17 protein-coding genes are annotated in these 17,475 nt (G+C 58.3%); 13 read left to right on the top strand and 4 right to left on the bottom strand.

What is annotated here, in order from left to right:
• Positions 1 to 50 precede the first annotated feature (50 nt).
• Both K341_RS0105265 and K341_RS0105260 read left to right on the top strand, forming a co-directional pair.
• Positions 51 to 659 (top strand): DUF5105 domain-containing protein, encoded by a 609-nt coding sequence (locus K341_RS0105265; RefSeq protein ID WP_248676876.1) that lies wholly within the window; start codon positions 51 to 53, stop codon positions 657 to 659.
• Positions 659 to 1,309: a class I SAM-dependent methyltransferase gene (locus tag K341_RS0105260; protein WP_026762099.1), complete on the top strand. Its 651-nt coding sequence runs from the start codon at positions 659 to 661 to the stop codon at positions 1,307 to 1,309. The genes K341_RS0105265 and K341_RS0105260 overlap by 1 nt, the downstream gene beginning before the upstream one ends.
• A gap of 55 nt (positions 1,310 to 1,364) precedes the next feature.
• On the opposite strand, the gene K341_RS0105255 is transcribed toward K341_RS0105260, so the two are convergent.
• A complete protein-coding gene (locus K341_RS0105255; protein WP_026762098.1) occupies positions 1,365 to 2,249 on the bottom strand; it encodes a LysR family transcriptional regulator in 885 nt (294 codons plus the stop codon).
• Between the two features lie 112 nt (positions 2,250 to 2,361).
• Here K341_RS0105255 and K341_RS0105250 point away from each other — a divergent pair, with 112 nt between their 5' ends.
• The 4 genes from K341_RS0105250 to K341_RS0105235 all read left to right on the top strand — a co-directional run bounded on the left by K341_RS0105250 (position 2,362) and on the right by K341_RS0105235 (position 5,152).
• Positions 2,362 to 2,877, top strand: a complete 516-nt coding sequence (locus K341_RS0105250; RefSeq protein ID WP_009729236.1) for a flavodoxin — start codon at positions 2,362 to 2,364, stop codon at positions 2,875 to 2,877.
• 33 nt (positions 2,878 to 2,910) lie between these two features.
• The gene (locus K341_RS0105245) at positions 2,911 to 3,354 is read left to right on the top strand and encodes a nuclear transport factor 2 family protein (protein ID WP_009729237.1); all 444 of its coding nucleotides are present in this window, start codon (positions 2,911 to 2,913) and stop codon (positions 3,352 to 3,354) included.
• A gap of 43 nt (positions 3,355 to 3,397) precedes the next feature.
• Positions 3,398 to 4,237 carry an SDR family oxidoreductase gene (locus K341_RS0105240; protein WP_026762097.1) on the top strand — a complete coding sequence of 280 codons (840 nt, stop codon included), beginning with the start codon at positions 3,398 to 3,400 and terminating at the stop codon, positions 4,235 to 4,237.
• Between the two features lie 63 nt (positions 4,238 to 4,300).
• Positions 4,301 to 5,152, top strand: a complete 852-nt coding sequence (locus tag K341_RS0105235) for an aldo/keto reductase (RefSeq protein ID WP_026762096.1) — start codon at positions 4,301 to 4,303, stop codon at positions 5,150 to 5,152.
• Between the two features lie 176 nt (positions 5,153 to 5,328).
• Here the strand turns inward: K341_RS0105235 and K341_RS0105230 are convergent, their stop codons facing one another.
• Positions 5,329 to 6,522 carry an ATP-grasp domain-containing protein gene (locus K341_RS0105230; RefSeq protein ID WP_009438834.1) on the bottom strand — a complete coding sequence of 398 codons (1,194 nt, stop codon included), beginning with the start codon at positions 6,520 to 6,522 and terminating at the stop codon, positions 5,329 to 5,331.
• 22 nt (positions 6,523 to 6,544) lie between these two features.
• Entirely contained in the window at positions 6,545 to 7,300 is a 756-nt protein-coding gene (locus K341_RS0105225) for an esterase family protein (RefSeq protein ID WP_026762095.1), read from the bottom strand.
• A 142-nt stretch (positions 7,301 to 7,442) separates the two neighbouring features.
• Between K341_RS0105225 and K341_RS0105220 the strand changes: the two genes are divergently transcribed.
• On the top strand, positions 7,443 to 8,405 hold the full coding sequence (locus K341_RS0105220; protein ID WP_026762094.1) for a type I phosphomannose isomerase catalytic subunit: 963 nt from the start codon (positions 7,443 to 7,445) through the stop codon (positions 8,403 to 8,405).
• Between the two features lie 135 nt (positions 8,406 to 8,540).
• On the opposite strand, the gene mtnA is transcribed toward K341_RS0105220, so the two are convergent.
• Positions 8,541 to 9,617: an S-methyl-5-thioribose-1-phosphate isomerase gene (gene mtnA, locus K341_RS0105210; protein WP_026762093.1), complete on the bottom strand. Its 1,077-nt coding sequence runs from the start codon at positions 9,615 to 9,617 to the stop codon at positions 8,541 to 8,543.
• A 401-nt stretch (positions 9,618 to 10,018) separates the two neighbouring features.
• Here mtnA and K341_RS0105200 point away from each other — a divergent pair, with 401 nt between their 5' ends.
• From K341_RS0105200 to K341_RS11640, 6 genes are all read left to right on the top strand, one after another.
• Positions 10,019 to 10,789: a MurR/RpiR family transcriptional regulator gene (locus tag K341_RS0105200; protein WP_026762092.1), complete on the top strand. Its 771-nt coding sequence runs from the start codon at positions 10,019 to 10,021 to the stop codon at positions 10,787 to 10,789.
• 210 nt (positions 10,790 to 10,999) lie between these two features.
• Positions 11,000 to 13,111, top strand: coding sequence for an alpha-glucoside-specific PTS transporter subunit IIBC (locus K341_RS0105195; RefSeq protein WP_026762091.1), 2,112 nt, complete (start codon positions 11,000 to 11,002; stop codon positions 13,109 to 13,111).
• A gap of 171 nt (positions 13,112 to 13,282) precedes the next feature.
• A complete protein-coding gene (locus K341_RS0105190; protein ID WP_026762090.1) occupies positions 13,283 to 14,947 on the top strand; it encodes a glycoside hydrolase family 13 protein in 1,665 nt (554 codons plus the stop codon).
• The gene (locus K341_RS0105185; protein WP_026762089.1) at positions 14,944 to 15,717 is read left to right on the top strand and encodes an HAD-IIB family hydrolase; all 774 of its coding nucleotides are present in this window, start codon (positions 14,944 to 14,946) and stop codon (positions 15,715 to 15,717) included. Before K341_RS0105190 ends, K341_RS0105185 begins: the two co-directional genes overlap by 4 nt.
• A gap of 122 nt (positions 15,718 to 15,839) precedes the next feature.
• The gene (locus tag K341_RS0105180) at positions 15,840 to 17,141 is read left to right on the top strand and encodes a hexokinase family protein (RefSeq protein WP_026762088.1); all 1,302 of its coding nucleotides are present in this window, start codon (positions 15,840 to 15,842) and stop codon (positions 17,139 to 17,141) included.
• Positions 17,142 to 17,251: 110 nt separating this feature from the next.
• A partial coding sequence (locus K341_RS11640; protein WP_037349470.1) for a helix-turn-helix domain-containing protein occupies positions 17,252 to 17,475 on the top strand: 224 nt, incomplete at its 3' end.

Genomic DNA, 17,475 nt, shown 5'->3' with positions numbered 1-17,475 from the left:
AAGTAGGTAGGGGGAATTTTATTGTGAAAAATTCTAAAATTCGATTTCCGATGATTTTTATCGGGATCTTTACGGCGGCGATTCTTGCGGCGCTTTACGTTTCGACGATTGGGCGCATGGAGAAGGCGAACGCTGCCGAGAGCATCAAGCTCTACTGTGATGCGTTCGTGCGGCAGGACGAGGCGGCGCAGAAACAGCTTGCGTCCTACGGAGCCCCGACGGAGTCGTTCAATATGAAGTCGGCGTTTGAGAATGCCCTCCAGACAACGGGGGCGGTGCTCTCGCCCGAGGAGGCGGCACAGCTCGGCGACGCGTACATGGAGTCGCTGCGCAGCGCCACGGTCGAGACGATGGTCTCGGAGCAGGGCAAGGATGAGGCAACGGTCGAAGTGACGATCACGCGGTTCGATATGCAGGGGGCAAAGGAAAAGGCGTCCTCGCTTCTGCGCCGGCGCATGAAGCTCGACGCCTCGCCCGAGGAGATTCGACGCGTCGCCGTGGAGGCGACGGCGGAGGCATATCGCGAGCTGCAGCCTGCCGGTACGGTAACGTTCTATGTGCCCGTGCGCTATAACGAAAAGACGCGCATTTGGGATCCTGCCGATCCGATGCAGTTTGGCTTTGATCTCTCGAAACAGACGATGGGGGTAGCGGAGTAATGGCGGAAAAGGATTGGACGGAGCGCGACCGCGAGACGGCGGAGGGGAACCCGCGCCGCCCTGAGGGCGCAGCAGGGCGTGCGATGCTCACGCGCATGAACGAGAGTCATGCGAAGCTCACGGCGTGGGGGCTGAGCCTCCTCTCCTTCGTACCGAATGATACCGTGCTCGACGTCGGCTGCGGCGGCGGCAATACGCTCGCACGCATGGCGGAGCGTGTGACAGAGGGACATCTCGTCGGCATTGATTATTCCGAGACGTCGGTCGAGGCGTCGCGGGCATTCAACAGCATGCTCGTGGCAGCGGGGCGTATGGAGATTCTCCCGGGATCAGTGGAGTCTCTGCCGTTTTCCGACGCGCATTTTGATAAAGTTGTGACCGTTGAGAGTTTCTACTTTTGGCCGAATCCTTCGGAGAGTTTGAAGGAAGTCGCGCGCGTGGTCAAACCGGGCGGGACGTTTCTCCTGCTCGCGGAGATCTATGAGCGCCCCGACCTGCCCGTGGGCATACGGGAAAAGGTTGAGGCATACGAGCTGACGAATCCGACGCCCGAGGAGTTTGAGCGGCTTTTCCGCGCAGCGGGATTCGCTCAAGTCGAGACGCACTTTATGGATGGTGAATATTGGATCGCCGTGGTCGGAAGGCGATAAAATAAAGGGAGTCGGTTATACTTATGCACTGTACGCATAAGTATAACCGACTCCCTTATCTATGCTGCGCGAGCGTGCGGACGAATCTCTCGATGTGCGCGGGCGGATGCTGCGCATAGAGGAGTCCATAGGGGACGGCGTACGCCCAATCGACGGGAATCGTCACGAGCGCGGGATGCACATCCTTCCAACAAGAGAGCGTCAGCAGTACGCTGCCCGTTTCGGCACAGCGGTTGAACACCGAGATATCGTAAAAATGCGCGGTATCCTCGATCCGGATATGCAGATCCTCTTCTAATGTGCGGCGCGCGGCATCGTTGCTCGCGGAGTCGCCCGCGGCGACCATGAGCACCGTTTCGCCGCGGAGGTCGGACGGCGTGAGCAGCTCCTTTTGCGCAAGGCGATGCCCGCGGGGAACGGCGCACATGATCTCATAGCGTCCCAGCATGAGCATATTGCATTTTTCCAGCCATGCATCGGAATCGCACGCCGCGACGAGGAAATCGTATTTCTCGCCAATGCGCACAATCTCCGCAAGAATGCCGTTGTGATCGTCCTCGAAGGGAACGAGATTCAGCGCGTAGTTCGGGAACGCCTCGCTCATTTGGTACCAGAGATCCATGAACGGCTTTGCCGGGTTGAGCATCGAGGTTCCCACGCGAAACACCTTCGGTTCTTCGGTCATGGCGCGGCGCGCGTTTTCAACCGATTGAGCGGCATAGTCCGTCAGAAACTGTGCGTCCTTGCAGATGATTTCGCCCGCCGGGGTCAGACGGACGCCGTGCGAGCTGCGCGTGAGGAGAGGAAGTGCAAGGCGGCTCTCGAGCGTATTGATCTGTTTCATCACCGCCGTGGGAGAGATGAAGAGCCGCTCGGCTGCCTTGCTGAAACTGCCGCAGTTCGCGACCGTTAAAAATACCGATAACTGTGTGCTGATCATATGATGCCTCCGCTTTGAACTTTTGGTTAAAGTGACTGTAACATATCGGAGATTCCGTGTCAACGAATCTTGCTGTATGATAGGTACAGAAACGAGAACGGAGGCACACAGAATGAAAGCGTTGATTGCGTACTTTTCCCGCGCACACGAGAACTATGTGAGCGGCACACTCAAGGAACTGCCGGTAGGGAATACGGAAGTCGCCGCGGGCATCATCCGGAAGTTGACGGGGGCGGACATATTCCGCATCGATCCGGTTCGGGAATATGCCGCGGATTACAACACCTGCATCGAGGAGGCGCGCGCCGATCGGCGGAACAATGCCCGCCCCGCACTGAAGGAATATCCGGAGAGCCTCGACGGCTATGACGTCGTGTATCTTGGATTCCCCAATTATTGGGGGACGATGCCGATGGCGGTGTTCACCTTTCTCGAGCATTTTGACTTCAAAGGAAAGACGATCCGACCGTTCTGCACGCACGAGGGCAGCGGCATGGGCGCGAGCGAAAAGGACATCGCGCGCCTTTGCCCGGGTGCGCACGTTGCAAAGGGGCTGCCGATTCACGGCGCCGGTGTCACTGCGTCGGAGCCGATCATCCGCAGTTGGATCGAAAGCTTTTCAGAATAAAAATTTATTGACCATGAAAACGGGGGGATTACAATGACGATGATCGAAGAAATCGCAGCGAGCCAAGAGCTGAAACAGCTTGTCGATACCTACGCAAACGAGTCCGACAAGAACAATCAGGACTACTATGTAAACATTTTTACCGAGGACTGCCGGGTGCGTGTTTACTTTAACGGCGAGCTCGGTATGGATCTGAAGAATGTGCATGATCTGATTGCGGCGTACAAGGGATTCGGCGCGGCGAAGGCGGCGTTCCATATGAACGGACAGCAGACGGTCGCCTTCGAGGACGAGACGCATGCCACGGGAACCTGCTATGCGCTGGCACATCTCGTCAACGAGAAGGACGGTGCCGATATGCTGACGACGCACGCCGTGCGCTATGAGGATCGCTATGTGAGGACTGCGGCGGGGTGGCGCATTGCGGCACGGGAGCAGTATTTTATGTTTTCCGATACGCACGCACTTGGAAAATAAACCGGTGACGTTTTGAATCTATCATAGGAAACGGGGAGAACATATGAAAGACGTTATGATTGTGACGGGAGCCGGTCAGCTGAGCATGGCGATTGCGCGCCGCATGGGCTATGAGATGAAGATCGTCGTGGGCGATAAGAGCCGGAAGAACGCGGACAATATCGTGGGGATTATGATGAACGCGGGCTTTGATGCGGAGGCGATGGAGATGGATCTCTCCGACCGCACCTCCATCCGCACCCTCATCGAAAAGGCACAGGAATACGGAGAGGTCAAGATGCTCGTCAACGGCGCGGGGCTCTCGCCCAGTCAGGCAAGCATCGAAGCCATCCTGAAGGTCGACCTCTACGGCACGGCGGTGCTTCTCGAGGAGGTCGGCAAGGTCATCGCGCGCGGCGGCACAGGCGTGACGATCTCCAGTCAGTCCGGGCACCGCATGGCACAGCTCACGGCGGAGCAGGACAAGGCGCTCGCCGTGACGCCGACTGAGGAACTGCTCGCGCTCGATTTCCTGCAGCCGGATCGGATCGAAAACAGTCTCCATGCTTATCAGCTCTCCAAACGCGCGAATGCGAAACGCGTCATGGGCGAGGCGGCGGGGCGCTGGAGCGATCGCGGCGCACGCATCAACTCGATCTCGCCGGGGATCGTCGTGACGCCGCTCGCTATCGACGAGTTCAACGGCATTCGCGGCGACTTCTACAAGAATATGTTTGCCAAATGCCCTGCGGGACGTCCCGGCACGTCGGACGAGATCGCGAACGTCGCCGAGCTGCTGCTGAGTCCGCAGGGCGCGTTCATCACGGGCGCGGATTTCCTCATCGACGGGGGCGCGACGGCATCCTATTTCTACGGGAAACTCAGCCAAGACCCGCGGAGCTGAGCAGGGGGCTTGACAAGGCGGGAGACGGCACCGCACTCTGTTGGGAAACAGGAGGATTATACCATGGAATATGTAACATTGAAGAATGGCATTCGGATGCCGATGGAAGGATTCGGCGTCTTTCAAGTTGAGGATGCGGCGCAGTGCGAGCGAGCAGTGTTGGATGCGATTGCGGCGGGCTATCGGCTGATCGACACAGCGGCAGCATATTTTAACGAGGCGGCTGTCGGCGCGGCAATCCGCACATCCGGCGTCCCGCGCGACGAACTCTTTATCACGACGAAACTATGGGTGCAGGATACGAGCTATGAGGGCGCGCAGAAGGCGTTCGCCGTTTCCATGGATAAGCTGGGGCTGGATTATCTGGATCTCTATCTGATCCATCAGCCCTTTAACGACTATTACGGCGCATGGCGCGCGATGGAGGAACTCTATAAGGCGGGCAAGATTCGTGCAATTGGCGTCTCCAATTTCTATCCGGATCGGCTTACCGATCTTTGCCTCAATGCAAAGATTCCGCCGATGGTCAATCAAGTGGAGCTGCATCCCTTCTTCGCGCAGGAAAAGGCACTCGAAACAATGAAGGCGTTCGGCGTCGTACCGCAGGCGTGGGGACCACTTGCCGAGGGCAAGCACGGCATCTTTACGAATGAAAAGATCGTCGCCATCGCGAAAAAATACGGGAAATCCCCGGCACAGGTCGTCCTGCGCTGGAACGTGCAGCGCGGCGTCGTGATTATTCCAAAATCCGTACGGCGGGAGCGTATGGAAGAGAACATCGATATTTGGGACTTTTCGTTGACGGATGCCGAGATGGCTGAGGTTTCGCGCCTTGACCTGGGGCACAGCGAGATCGTTGATCATCGCACCGCAGAGACCGTCAAGTGGCTGAGCGGTTGGCATATCCATGACTGAAAGGCGATAGATTGACGTGGCCGTCTTTCAGCAAATGCTTATTTTTACGCTGCTCGTGATGGCGGGACCCACATGAAGCCCCATCCCAGGACATTTCGCATACCGTCAAAAAGCTCCCGCCGTGGCGGGAGCTTTTGCTGTGTCTCGCATATGATGTTTGATTCCCGGCGATGTTCCTATTCGACCTGTTCGTGGACAAATTTGATAAACTCGTCCGTCGCGGCTTGATCCTTGAGCTTTGCCGTATACATATGGTTGCCCATCTGCGGCCACATCATCTCGGGCATCCGCTCGCACATGACGATTTTGCCGGCATAGCGCTCGAGGATTTCCTCGTGACTGTGCACATAGCGGTGGAAATCGCGGCGGCTCGCATACGCGCAGAAGCAGTGCTCATTCCGATCGGGGAGCAGACGGCGGTCGGCGGTGATCATGTCCGCCCAGATCTCATAGACGTCGGTGGAGTGGGCGAAGTTCATCATGTCGGTCGTATAGCCGCCCGCAGGGCGCATATTAACCTCGAGCCCGACGAAATCGCCGATGTCCCCAAGTCCTTTCTTTGCCTTCGTCAGGCGGAAGAACTCGAGATGGACGAAGCGGCTGCGCACGCCGAACGATTTGAGCGTGGCGCGCCCCGCTTTTTTGAGCGCATCCGGTACGCGATCCGCTGTGTAGTAGGACAGATCGAGCTGATAGAGCACGATGTCCATGACGGACGGCGGCCACACGGTCATGGATTCGAAGATGGGCACGGAGTTCGAATCGACGATGGCGTCGTAGGAACAGATGTCGCCCGTGACGAACTCCTCCATGACGTAGGGGACTTCGGGCTTTGACGCGTAGAAATGGCACAGTTCGTCGTGACTGTCGATGCGGTAGGTGTCCGTCGCGCCGACGCCCGTGTCGGGCTTTACGATGACGGGATAGCCGACCTCGGCAAGGAATGCCTCGGCGTCCGCGAGCGTTGTGACAGGGCGCAGACGCGCGGTCGGGATACCCGCTTTCTTATAAAAGGGCTTCATGGCGGATTTATTCTTGATGTGATCCATGTCGCCGAACTGCCAGCCCGTGCGGATGTTGAAATCCGTACGCAGACGCGCGTCGCTCTCGAGCCAGAACTCATTGTTCGACTCGAGCCAGTCGATGCGCCCGTATTTGAACGTAAAGAACGCGACGGCGCGCAGCATTTGGTCGTAGTCGCCGAGCGAGGGAACGAAGTAGTATTCGGTGAGCGATTCGCGCACCTCGTCTGCGAGCGCCTCGTAGGGCGTGTCGCCGATGCCGAGGACGTTGACGCCCTTCTTTTTCAGACGATCGCAGAAATTCCAATAGACACGCGGAAACTGCGGCGAAATGAAGATAAAATTCATACAATCACCTCATTGTTCTTGGTCAGACCTGTTCACGCAGCACGAACGGGAGGAAATAGGGGAACTGCTTTTTCCACCAGTCCCAATCGTGGTCGACGTCGTAGCCCCAGAAATCCACCCACGCGTGAATCCCCTTGCTGTGGAGCACGTCGCCCATGAGCGCGGTCGTGCGCCGTCCCTCCTCCTCCCAGCTGCCCTGTCCGACGCAGAGCACGATCCGTCGGTCGTTGTAGAGGTCTATGTAGGGGTGATCGGGAGACATATTCGAGAGGAAATCGAGCGGGGAGTTGTCGTAGAGCACGCCGTCCATCCATCCGTCGGTAAAGAACTTCGCATCGTAGACACCCGAGAGGGCGAGCACGCCGTCAAAGAGATCCGGACGGCGAAAGAATACAATGGCGGCGTGGAGTCCGCCGAGACTGCACCCGGCAGCGACGGGGAGGCGTCCGCTCGTGTTCTCGCTGCGGATGAAGGGAACGACCTCATCGACGATGTAGGCGTAGTACTGCTCTTGGCGGCGCGCACGCCACGGCTTATTGCCCCAGATGTTCGACCACGTTTCCGTGTCGACGGTATCCACGCAGAAGAGCTGAATGCGCCCGCGCGCAATGTCGCCCGACATCGCCTCGATCATGCCGAAGTTCTCGAAGTTGTCGCTCATCGCGTCCTGCGTCGGGAATACGAGGATGGGGGCGGCGCCCCCGCTCCCGTAGACGCGGATGTTCATCACGCGGTCGAGGCGCGCGCTGTGCCAGTTGATTTCTTTGCAGTCTATCATAAAGACCTCCGTGCATTTGTAGTTTTCAATACAATGCTACTCTATCGAATCGCGCCGTTTTTGTCAAATGGAAGAGGACGTCCGCTTGCTTTTTTCGAGAATATTTAGGATAATGGGACAAACGAAAAGGAGTGCATGATATTTGTCTCATATAATGAAACTTTCGCCCGTGTTCAAGGACTATCTTTGGGGCGGGCATCGGCTGCATGACGAGCTGGGCAAGGACTGCGGCACGGGCATCACGGCGGAGAGCTGGGAGCTCTCGACGCATCCGGACGGGTTCTGCCGCATTGCGAGCGGTACGGCGGCGGGCGAGACGCTCGCCGCGTGGCTTGCGGATCATCCGGCGGTGCTCGGCACACGCGCGGGCGGACGCACGGACATGCCGATCCTCATTAAGCTCATCGACGCCGCGCAGAACCTCTCCGTGCAGGTGCATCCGGACGACGATTATGCGCGCCGTGTGGAGAGTGACGCGGGCAAGACCGAGATGTGGTACATTCTCGACGCGGCGGAGGGTGCGGAGGTGATCTGCGGCGTTGCAGAGGAGCTCTCACGAGAGGAACTCGCGGCAAAGGCGGCGGACGGCTCGATCGTCTCCGCGCTCCGGCATGTGCCGGTGCGCCGCGGCGACGCGCTGCTCGTGCGCGCGGGAACACTGCACGGCATCGGTGCGGGCGTCCTCATCTGCGAGATACAGCAGTCGTCGAATGTTACCTATCGCGTCTACGACTACGGACGCGTCGGCGCGGACGGCAAACCGCGTGACCTGCACATCGAAAAGGCGCGGGAGGTCGCATCGCTCGTCCCGTCGGAGATCTCACTCGGCGGCATGGCGCGGCTCGGGTTCCTGCGCGGAGGAGCGGGGCGCCTGCTCGCGGCAACGGAGTATTTTACCGTCTATGAATTTACAGTCAAAGAGAACCTTTCCTTTGCGGCGGACGATGCCTCGTTCCACGCGCTCGTCGTCACGGACGGCATGTGTACGCTGACGCGGGGCGCACAGCGGCTCACCCTGGCGCGCGGCGAGACGGCGTTCATCCCCGCAGGACTCGGCGCGTACGACGTGGCGGGGCGCGGCACGTTGCTGCTTACGCACATTTAACCGATAGAGGAAATGTCATGAGGAGAAGTCCATCAAGACTTATTTATTTTCTATTGTAAGGTTCATACGGCGTATTCGCTCCGCTTCAATTTCCTGTAAAATTTTATCGGCGGCATTTGGCATTGCTCCTATCTCCTAATAAGTGGGGCTGTTTCGGTGTACTGTCCGCAGCGATTCCGCATACGGTGCGCGCAGAACGCCGTGCTCTGTGACGAATGCGGTGATGAGGCTGTGGTCGGTGACGTCGAAGGCGGGATTGTAGACGTTAATGCCTTTCGGCGCCATACGGCTGCTGTACCACATCTCCGTGACCTCTTCGGGCGGGCGCTGTTCGATCTCGATGTTCGCGCCCGTCGACGTCGACAGATCAATGGTCGAACTCGGCGCGCAGACATAGAACGGGATGTTGTAATGCTTGGCGAGGATGGCGACGCCCGACGTGCCGATCTTGTTCGCCGTGTCTCCGTTCGCCGCGACGCGGTCGCACCCAACAAAGACCGCTTGGATTTTTCCGCTCGCCATGAGTGCGGATGCCATGTTGTCGCAGAGCAGTGTGACATCCATGCCTGCGGCGCTGAGTTCGTACGCGGTGAGCCGCGCGCCTTGGAGCAGCGGACGCGTCTCGTCGGTGTAGATTTTGAAGTTATATCCCTTTGCGTGACCGAGATACATGACGGCGGTGGCGGTGCCGTACTTTGCCGTGGCAAGCTGCCCCGCGTTGCAGTGTGTGAGGAGACCGTCGCCGGGGAGGACGAGCGGCAGAGCATGTTCCCCAATGCGGCGGCAGATATCTGCGTCCTCCTCTGCGATGGCGCGTGCCTCGTCACGCAGGAGGATGCGCAGCTCAGGGACGGATGCCGCGCCGTGTTCCGCCACGACGCGCTCCATGCGCGTGAGCGCCCATGAGAGGTTGACCGCAGTCGGGCGAGATGAACTCAGATAGATCGCTGCGTCGTGCAGGCGGCGCGCAAAGACCGTGCGGTCGTCCGTATCGATTTCACACGCGGCGAGGTAGAGCCCGATTGCAGCGGCGTCGCCGATGGCGGGGGCACCGCGCACCTTCAGCTCCTTGATCGCGTCCCAAATCTCGCGCTGTGTCTTAAGATGCAGGTACTCCGCCCTGCCGGGAAGTTTTGTCTGGTCGATGATGACGAGCGCGCGCGCCGCATCGTCGAGGGCGATGGTTTCCATGTCAAGAATATTTTCCGCCACGATCCTGCCTCATTTCCTATGATAGACGTTTGTTCTAACCTTATTCTATCGAATCTCGTACGCCCTTTGCAAGGGATTCTTACATCTGCGCAAAACTTTGCCAAACGGCGGTAGATGCGAGATAAAAAAATTGACGGTTCGTTGTAAAATGAAGTTGAACAGCTTCCATTGTAGTAGAATAGGCGTAATCCATAGTGATTGCTCCTTTGCTGATGTTTTGTAGCGGAACCATTATAGCACGGGATGTCACTATGGATTTTGTTTTTGTTTAGCTGTTCAACTTCATTTTACAACGAACCGAATACTATCAAGTGTTGATTTCTTGAAGTTTTACAAATATATTCTACAAGTTATGCTATAATAACGCGGAATAGGATCCAGCAAAAGAAGGTGAGAATGAGATGCGGCTCACGGAACGAATCAACGCACATCTTAGGGATCTCAGCGATGCAGACAAGTGTATCTGGCGCTGGATCGACAGCAACCGTACGGCGGCGAGCCGTATATCCATCCACGAACTCGCGCGCGCGTGCGCCGTCTCAAGTGCGTCCGTCGTGCGCTTCGCGCAGAAGCTCGGCTTCGACGGCTTCGGCGAGCTGAAGGCGGTCATGCGTATGGAGGCAGCGGAGATGGTGTCGCCCCGCCGCGATGTGACAGCCACGCTCGGCAGCTTCTACGATCAGACATGGCGTACACTCATGCGGCGTGACTACACGAGCGCGAGCCGTCTCATCCGCGAGGCGCACCGCATCTTTGCCTACGCCTCGGGCTATGTGCAGACGAACGTCATGCAGGAGATGAAGCGGCTATTCGTCTATGACAACATCCTCATCTACGAGATCGCGGGTCGCGAGGAGTTCTACTCGGTCTACCAGACGGCGGGGCCCGACGACCTCTTCATCTTCATCTCGCTCTCGGGCGAGTCCGAGCGCGTCGTAGAGTTCGCAGATCAGCTCCATCTCAAGGGCGTCCCCATCCTCTCAATTACAGAGATGCGGCACAACACGCTCGCCGCCCAATCGACAGAGAATCTCTACGTCATGCCCGCAGAGATTGGACTCGCCGAGAACAAACAGCGCCTCCAGTTCAAATCCATGCTTGCCTACTTCCTCCTGCTCGAGATCTGGTATGTGCACTACCGCCTGTATGTACAGGAGCAGGAGATGGATTAGAAATGTCCCCTCCAGCGTTTTTGAGGGCTATACGAATCATCCGCTGCTGTAACAAATTTCATCCAATGTACCGTGATACAGTCTCCGTACATTCTGCCCGAAAGCCGCGAAACTATTGCATTCGCGGCTTTTTTGCGCTATCGTTGAGTCATCAGATTTCAGGTTTGTTTCACACACAGTTGCAAGGTTGGGATTTAAGGAGGAACGCACATGGCACTCAGTAAGGATGTCATCATGCAAAATATGCAGCGGTTCGGCGGTGCGATGTATACGCCCGTCATTCTGTTTGCATTCTTCGGTTTGACGGTGGCAGTGTCCATTGTCTGCAAGAACGAGGGGCTGCTCGGCAGTCTCGCCGCACCTGGCACACTCTGGTATGATTTCTGGTTCGTCGTCGAACAGGGCGCATGGACGGTGTTCGCCCAGATGCCCATTCTCTTTGCCATCGCCGTGCCGATCGGCTTTGCCAAGAAGGAACCGGCGCGCTGCGCGATGGAGTCCTTCGTCATCTATATGCTCTTCAACTACTTCATCTCCGCATTCCTCACGCTCCACGGCAGCGCGTTCGGTGTGGACTACAGCCAGCCGGCGGGTCCCGGCACAGGCCTTGCAATGATCGCGAACGTTAAGACGCTCGACATGGGCATGCTCGGTGCGATCTTCATCGCCTGCTGCACGGCATTCCTGCACAATCGTTTCTATGACACGAACATCCCCGATTGGCTCGGCATCTTCAAAGGACCTGCGTTCGTCGTGGCGATCGGCTTCGTCGTCATGATCCCGATGGCACTTCTCTTCTGCATCGTCTGGCCTGCCGTTCAGCACGCCATCGAGCAGTTCCAGTTCTTCCTCAAGACCAGCGGCATCCTCGGTGTCTGGGCATACACGTTCTCGGAGAAAATGCTCCTTCCCGCAGGTCTCCACCACTTCATCTATCTCCCGTTCATCTTCGGCCCTGCGGTCGTAGACGGCGGCATTCAGGCATATTGGCTTAGCCACATCAATGACTTCATGGTCAGCGGGCAGTCGCTCCGTGAGCTCTTCCCCGAGGGCGGCTTTGCCCTCCACGGCAGCGGCAAGGTGTTCGGTCTGCCGGGCGCGGCACTCGCGATCTATATGTGTGCGAAGCCTGAGAAGCGCAAGAAGACAGCGGCGCTCCTCATCCCCGCAACGATCACGGCGGTGCTCTGCGGCATCACAGAGCCAATCGAGTTCACCTTCCTCTTCGTCGCACCGCTTCTCTATCTCCTGCACGCCGTCCTCTCGGCAACGCTTTCCGCAACGCTCTATGCAATCGGGCTCTCGGGCAACTTCGGCGGCGGTCTGATCGACTGCTTCGTGCAGAACTGGATTCCGCTCTTCTCGTATCACTATGCGACGTATCTCATGCAGATCGCCGTTGGTCTGTGCTTCACCGCGATCTACTTCTTCGTGTTCCGCTTCGTCATTCAGCTCAAGGACTACAAGACCCCCGGCCGCACGGACGACGGCGTAGAGGACAAGCTCTTCACGAAGGCGGACTACAAGGCAAAACAGGCGGGTACAGCAGGTGCTGCGGCAGCCGCTCCCGGCATGAAGCTCGATGAGCGCGATGTCAAGGCGCGCGCCTTCCTCGACGGTCTCGGCGGCGCGGCAAACATCAAGGACGTGACGAACTGCGCAACGCGTCTGCGCGTCACGGTCAACGATCCCGAACTCGTCGCTCCGACGGGCGCATTCACCGAGGCGGGCGCACACGGGCTTGTCCGCAACGGTCACGCATTCCAAGTCATCGTGGGACTTTCCGTCCCGCAGATCCGCGAGCGCTTCGAGGCACTCATGACCGCCCCTGCCTCCGATGTGGACGAGGTCGCCGTCGGCACGGAGAAATCCTTTGCCATTACGGCTGTTACAACGGGTCATATCATCGATATGAGCGAGGTCAAGGACGAGATGTTCTCGCAGAAGATGATGGGCGACGGCGTTGCGGTCGAGCCGACGGAGGGCATTGTGGCCGCTCCTGCGGATGCTGAGGTCACGATGGTCATGGAGGACAGCCGCCATGCGGTCGGTCTCCGTATGGACAACGGCGCGGAACTCCTCATCCACATCGGTGTGGACACAGTGAAACTCGAGGGCGAGGGCTTTGAACTGCTCGTCAAGATGGGCGATCGCGTTAAGGCGGGTGCGCCGCTCGTGAAGTTCGACCGCGATGTGATTCATGCGGCGGGCTATCAGGACACCGTCATCATGGCAGTCACGAACTCCGGCGAGTACCCGCTCATGAAGAAGATGACGGGCATGGATGCAAAAGCCGGCGAGACGACGGTTCTGACGTTCTGATGAAGAAAAGCCTCCCCCGTCGAAACGGGGGAGGGGGACCACGCGCAGCGTGGTGGAAGGGGCGCTTTGAACGACAGGGTCCGAGTATCGTCACCGGCGCCCCTATCGGCTCGCATGCTCGCCACTTCCCCCGTTGCTACGGGGGAAGCTCATATAACGAAAGGAACAAGCATGAAAGCAACGAAATGGTGGCAGAACACCGCCGTTTACCAGATCTACCCGAAGAGCTTCAATGACACGACGGGAAGCGGCACAGGCGATCTGCGCGGCATCACGGAAAAGCTCGACTATCTGAAGGATCTCGGCGCGGGTGCGCTCTGGCTCACCCCCGTCTATCCCTCGCCCATGGTCGACAACGGCTACGACATCAGCGACTACACGGGCATCAATCCCCAGTTCGGCACGCTCGCCGACATGGAGGAGCTGATCGCCGAAGCAAAGAAGCGCGATATGCGCATCGTCATGGATCTCGTCTACAACCACAGCTCCGATCAGCATCCGTGGTTTATCGAGTCGAAGTCCAGCCGCAATAACGCAAAGAGCGGCTGGTACATCTGGCGCGACGCGAAACCCGACGGCAGTGCGCCGACGAACTGGCGCGGCATCTTCGGCGGCTCCGCGTGGACGTACTGCGCGGAACGCGATCAATACTACCTCCATACCTTTGCCGAGGCGCAGCCAGATCTCAACTGGGAGAATCCAGAGGTACGTGCAGCCCTCTTTGCAGCGGCGAACTTCTGGCTCGACAAGGGCGTCGGCGGCTTCCGCATTGACGCGATCACCTACATCAAGAAACCCGCCGTCTTCGAGGACGGCACGCCCGACGCGGCGGACGGCATGGTGAGCGTCCACACAATGACGGCGAACACGCCCGGCATCCTCGATTTCCTCCACGAGTTCCGCAGGGAGGTCTTTGACGGGCACGACATCTTCACCGTCGGCGAGGCGAACGGTGTCAGCGTGGCGGAGCTGCCCGACTGGGTCGGCGAGAACGGCGTATTCTCGATGCTGTTCGAGTTTGCGCACGTCCTCGTCCCCTACGAGGAGGGCGAATGCTGGTCGAAGATGGTTCCGTGGAAGCTCACAAAGCTCAAGGGCGCACTCTCCGCGAGTCAGGAGGGTGTTGCCAAGGAGGGCTGGTATCCGATCTACTTCGAGAACCATGACCGCGCACGCTCGGTGAACTACTTCTTCCCGAAGGGCGGCGATGCACGCCTTGCGGCAAAGGCACTCGCGACCATTCTCATGACTCTGCGCGGCACGCCCTTCATCTACGAGGGCGAAGAGCTCGGCATGACAAACGTCAAATGGGATACGATCGACGCATACGATGACATCTCCTCCCACGGGCAATACGAGCTTGCACTGAAGGAAGGATTCTCGCCCGCAGAGGCACTGTCCTTTGTCCACTTCAACAGCCGTGACAATGCGCGTACGCCGATGCAGTGGAACGATACGGCGAACGAAGGATTCACCACAGGTACGCCGTGGCTGCCCGCAAACGAGAATTATCACACAATCAATGCGGCGGCAGAGGAAGCGGATGCGGACTCCGTGCTCAATTACTACAAGCAGATCATCCGTCTGCGCAAGACGAATCCCGTACTGCTCAACGGGGTCTATGAGGAACTGCTTGCCGAAAACGAGCAGATCTACGCATTCTCTCGTACGGAAGGCAATCGCCGCATCGTTACGGCAGTCAACTTTTCCGCAGAGGAGGCACAGCTTCCCGCAGGATTTTTGAGGGGCGTGCGGCTCATCGGCAGCTATGCGGATGCGCCAAAGGCTGCGCTCCGTCCGCTCGAGGCGGTTGTCTATGAGGAGGAAGTAAAATGAAGGTAGCGGCAAGCGATTACGACGGCACGCTCCTCCGGGGCGGCAAAATCGACGAGGAGACGAAGGAGGGCATTGCCCGCTGGCGTGCCGCAGGGCACAAGTTCGGTGTGATCTCGGGACGCGACTATGGGATGCTTGTCCCGCAGCTTGAGGAATACGGCGTGGAGTTCGACTACACCGTCTGCAACAACGGCGGCATCATACGGGGTGCGGATGCAGCCGTCCGATTTCAGGCGGAGATTGATCCTCGCGCGCTCACGGCGATTGCGTCGGAGCCGAGCGCACAGAAATCCTTCCACTTCGCCTTCTCTGCAGCAGATGTGACCTATCTCTGCCACCACTCCGAGGGTTCGTGGATCGAGCGCGAGGCAAAGGACTGGGATTTCCCCATCGTCTACATCGAGGAGAGCGAGATCGGAGGACTGACGGGGATTCAGCAGTTCTCGCTCGGCTTTCATGAACCTGCTCTCTCGGAAGAATGTGCGGCGGTGCTGAACGCAAAGCTCAGTGACAAGATTCATGCGTTCCCAAATGCGTGCAGCCTTGACATCACGCCCGCCGGCATCAGCAAGGATCAGGGCATCCGCACACTCCTCTCCGTCATGGGATGGGATGGCGTGGAGGTGTTCGCCATCGGCGACGAGACGAACGACCTGCCGATGCTGAAGGCATGGGGAGGCTACTCGCTTACGACCGCACGTCCCGAGATACAAGCACAGGCGAAGCAGGTGTTCCCGAGCGTCGGCGCGATGCTCGATCACTTTTGCTAAGCTATCACTGATAAGTGGCGCCCCTTCCACCGCTTACGCGGTCCCCCTCCCCCGTTTCGAACGGGGGAGACTAGGGCGAACCGATAGGGGCGTCCCCACAACTTTTCTTGGGAGGAGTTACCATGGGTTTTGATCGTGAACGATTTGACGAGACAAAGGCTGCCTTCACCATAGACGACGATACGCTCCGCAGGATCGCCGATGATTTCCGCGCCAATATGTGCGCGGGGCTTTCGGGTGAAAAGGGTGCAACGCTTCGTATGCTCCGCTCCTACGCAGGACTTCCAAGCGGAAAGGAGCACGGCTCCTTCCTCGCGCTCGACTTCGGCGGCACAAATGTACGAGCACTTCGCATCCTCCTCAAGGGCGGCGGCGAATATGAGGTACTGAGCAAGGTCGCAAAGCCGCTCACCCTCCCCGGTGTCTATGACTACGTCAGCGCGGATGCAACGGCGGAAGAAATGTTTGACTTCCTCGCTGAGATCATCGATGAGGCGATCGAGGGAAATCGCACAACGAAATACCTGCTCGGACACACCTTCTCCTTCCCCTCGCAGCAGACCGACCTCTACAATGCGAAGCTGATTGTATGGACGAAGGAATTCGCCACGCAGGGGGTCGAGGGTAAGGTCGTCAACGACCTCCTCAAAGAGGCACTCGCACGGCGCGGCATGAGGAACGTCGAACCCGTCGCAGTCATCAATGACACGGTCGCAGTCCTGCTCGCGGCGGCATACAAGCACGAGCACACCTACATCGGCTCCATCTACGCCACGGGGCAGAACACCTGCTACTACGAGGAGTTCGCGGACGGCAGCGAGCCGCCTACCGTCATCAACATGGAGTCGGGCGGCTTCGGAAAACTGCCCTTCTCCAAATACGATGAGATTCTGGACAGGGAGTCCGAGCAGCCCGGCGCACAGCGTCTTGAGAAGATGGTGTCGGGACGCTACCTCGGGTCGCTCTACGGTGCGGCGCTTGCCGACCTCCTCGGTACGGACGGGGTTTACCCCTTTTCGAGCATTGAACTCTCCGAGATCATCGCAGATGCCTATCTCGACCGCCATTCGGCGGGCGCCGTCATCGAGGCAAAAACGGGCATGACCTTCACCGCCTCCGAGCGTGCCCTTCTGCAGGAGCTCGCGACTGCAGTCATCGTCCGCTCTGCACGCATCGTTGCGGCGACCTACGTCGCCATCATTCAGCACCGCATGGGTGAAAACGCGCTTGAGGACCAGTTCGTCGCCGTCGACGGCTCCGTCTATGAGAAAGTCCCGCTTGTCGCGCATCATCTGCGTGGTGCACTCGACACGCTGCTCTTGGACGAGGCGGTCAACGTCAAGATCATCCTCGAAAACACCGGCTCCGCCCTCGGCGCAGCACTCGCAGCAGCTATGACAGAACGAAATGAAAGGATAAAATGAAATCGGTTCGTTGTAAAATGAAGTTGAACAGCTAAACAAAAACAAAATCCATAGTGACATCCCGTGCTATAATGGTTCTGCTACAAAACATCAGCAAAGGAGCAATCACTATGGATTACCCCCATTCTACCACAATGGAAGCTGTTCGTAAATCGGGAAAGCACTTTACCCTTGACGAAAGGGGGCAAATACAGGCACTTCACCGCGAAGGATTCTCCCTTCGCGCCATAGCCGCACGGGTTGGATGCTCGCACACGGCGATCCACTATGAGCTTAAGCGGGGGACACCCGAACGCCAAGCTGCTCGCGGGCGGTCTCCACAATATACGGCAAG

This window comes from Centipeda artemidis DSM 19719 (assembly GCF_000426665.1).
Taxonomy (GTDB): domain Bacteria; phylum Bacillota; class Negativicutes; order Selenomonadales; family Selenomonadaceae; genus Centipeda; species Centipeda artemidis.
This window is presented reverse-complemented; position numbering and strand designations above follow the sequence as displayed.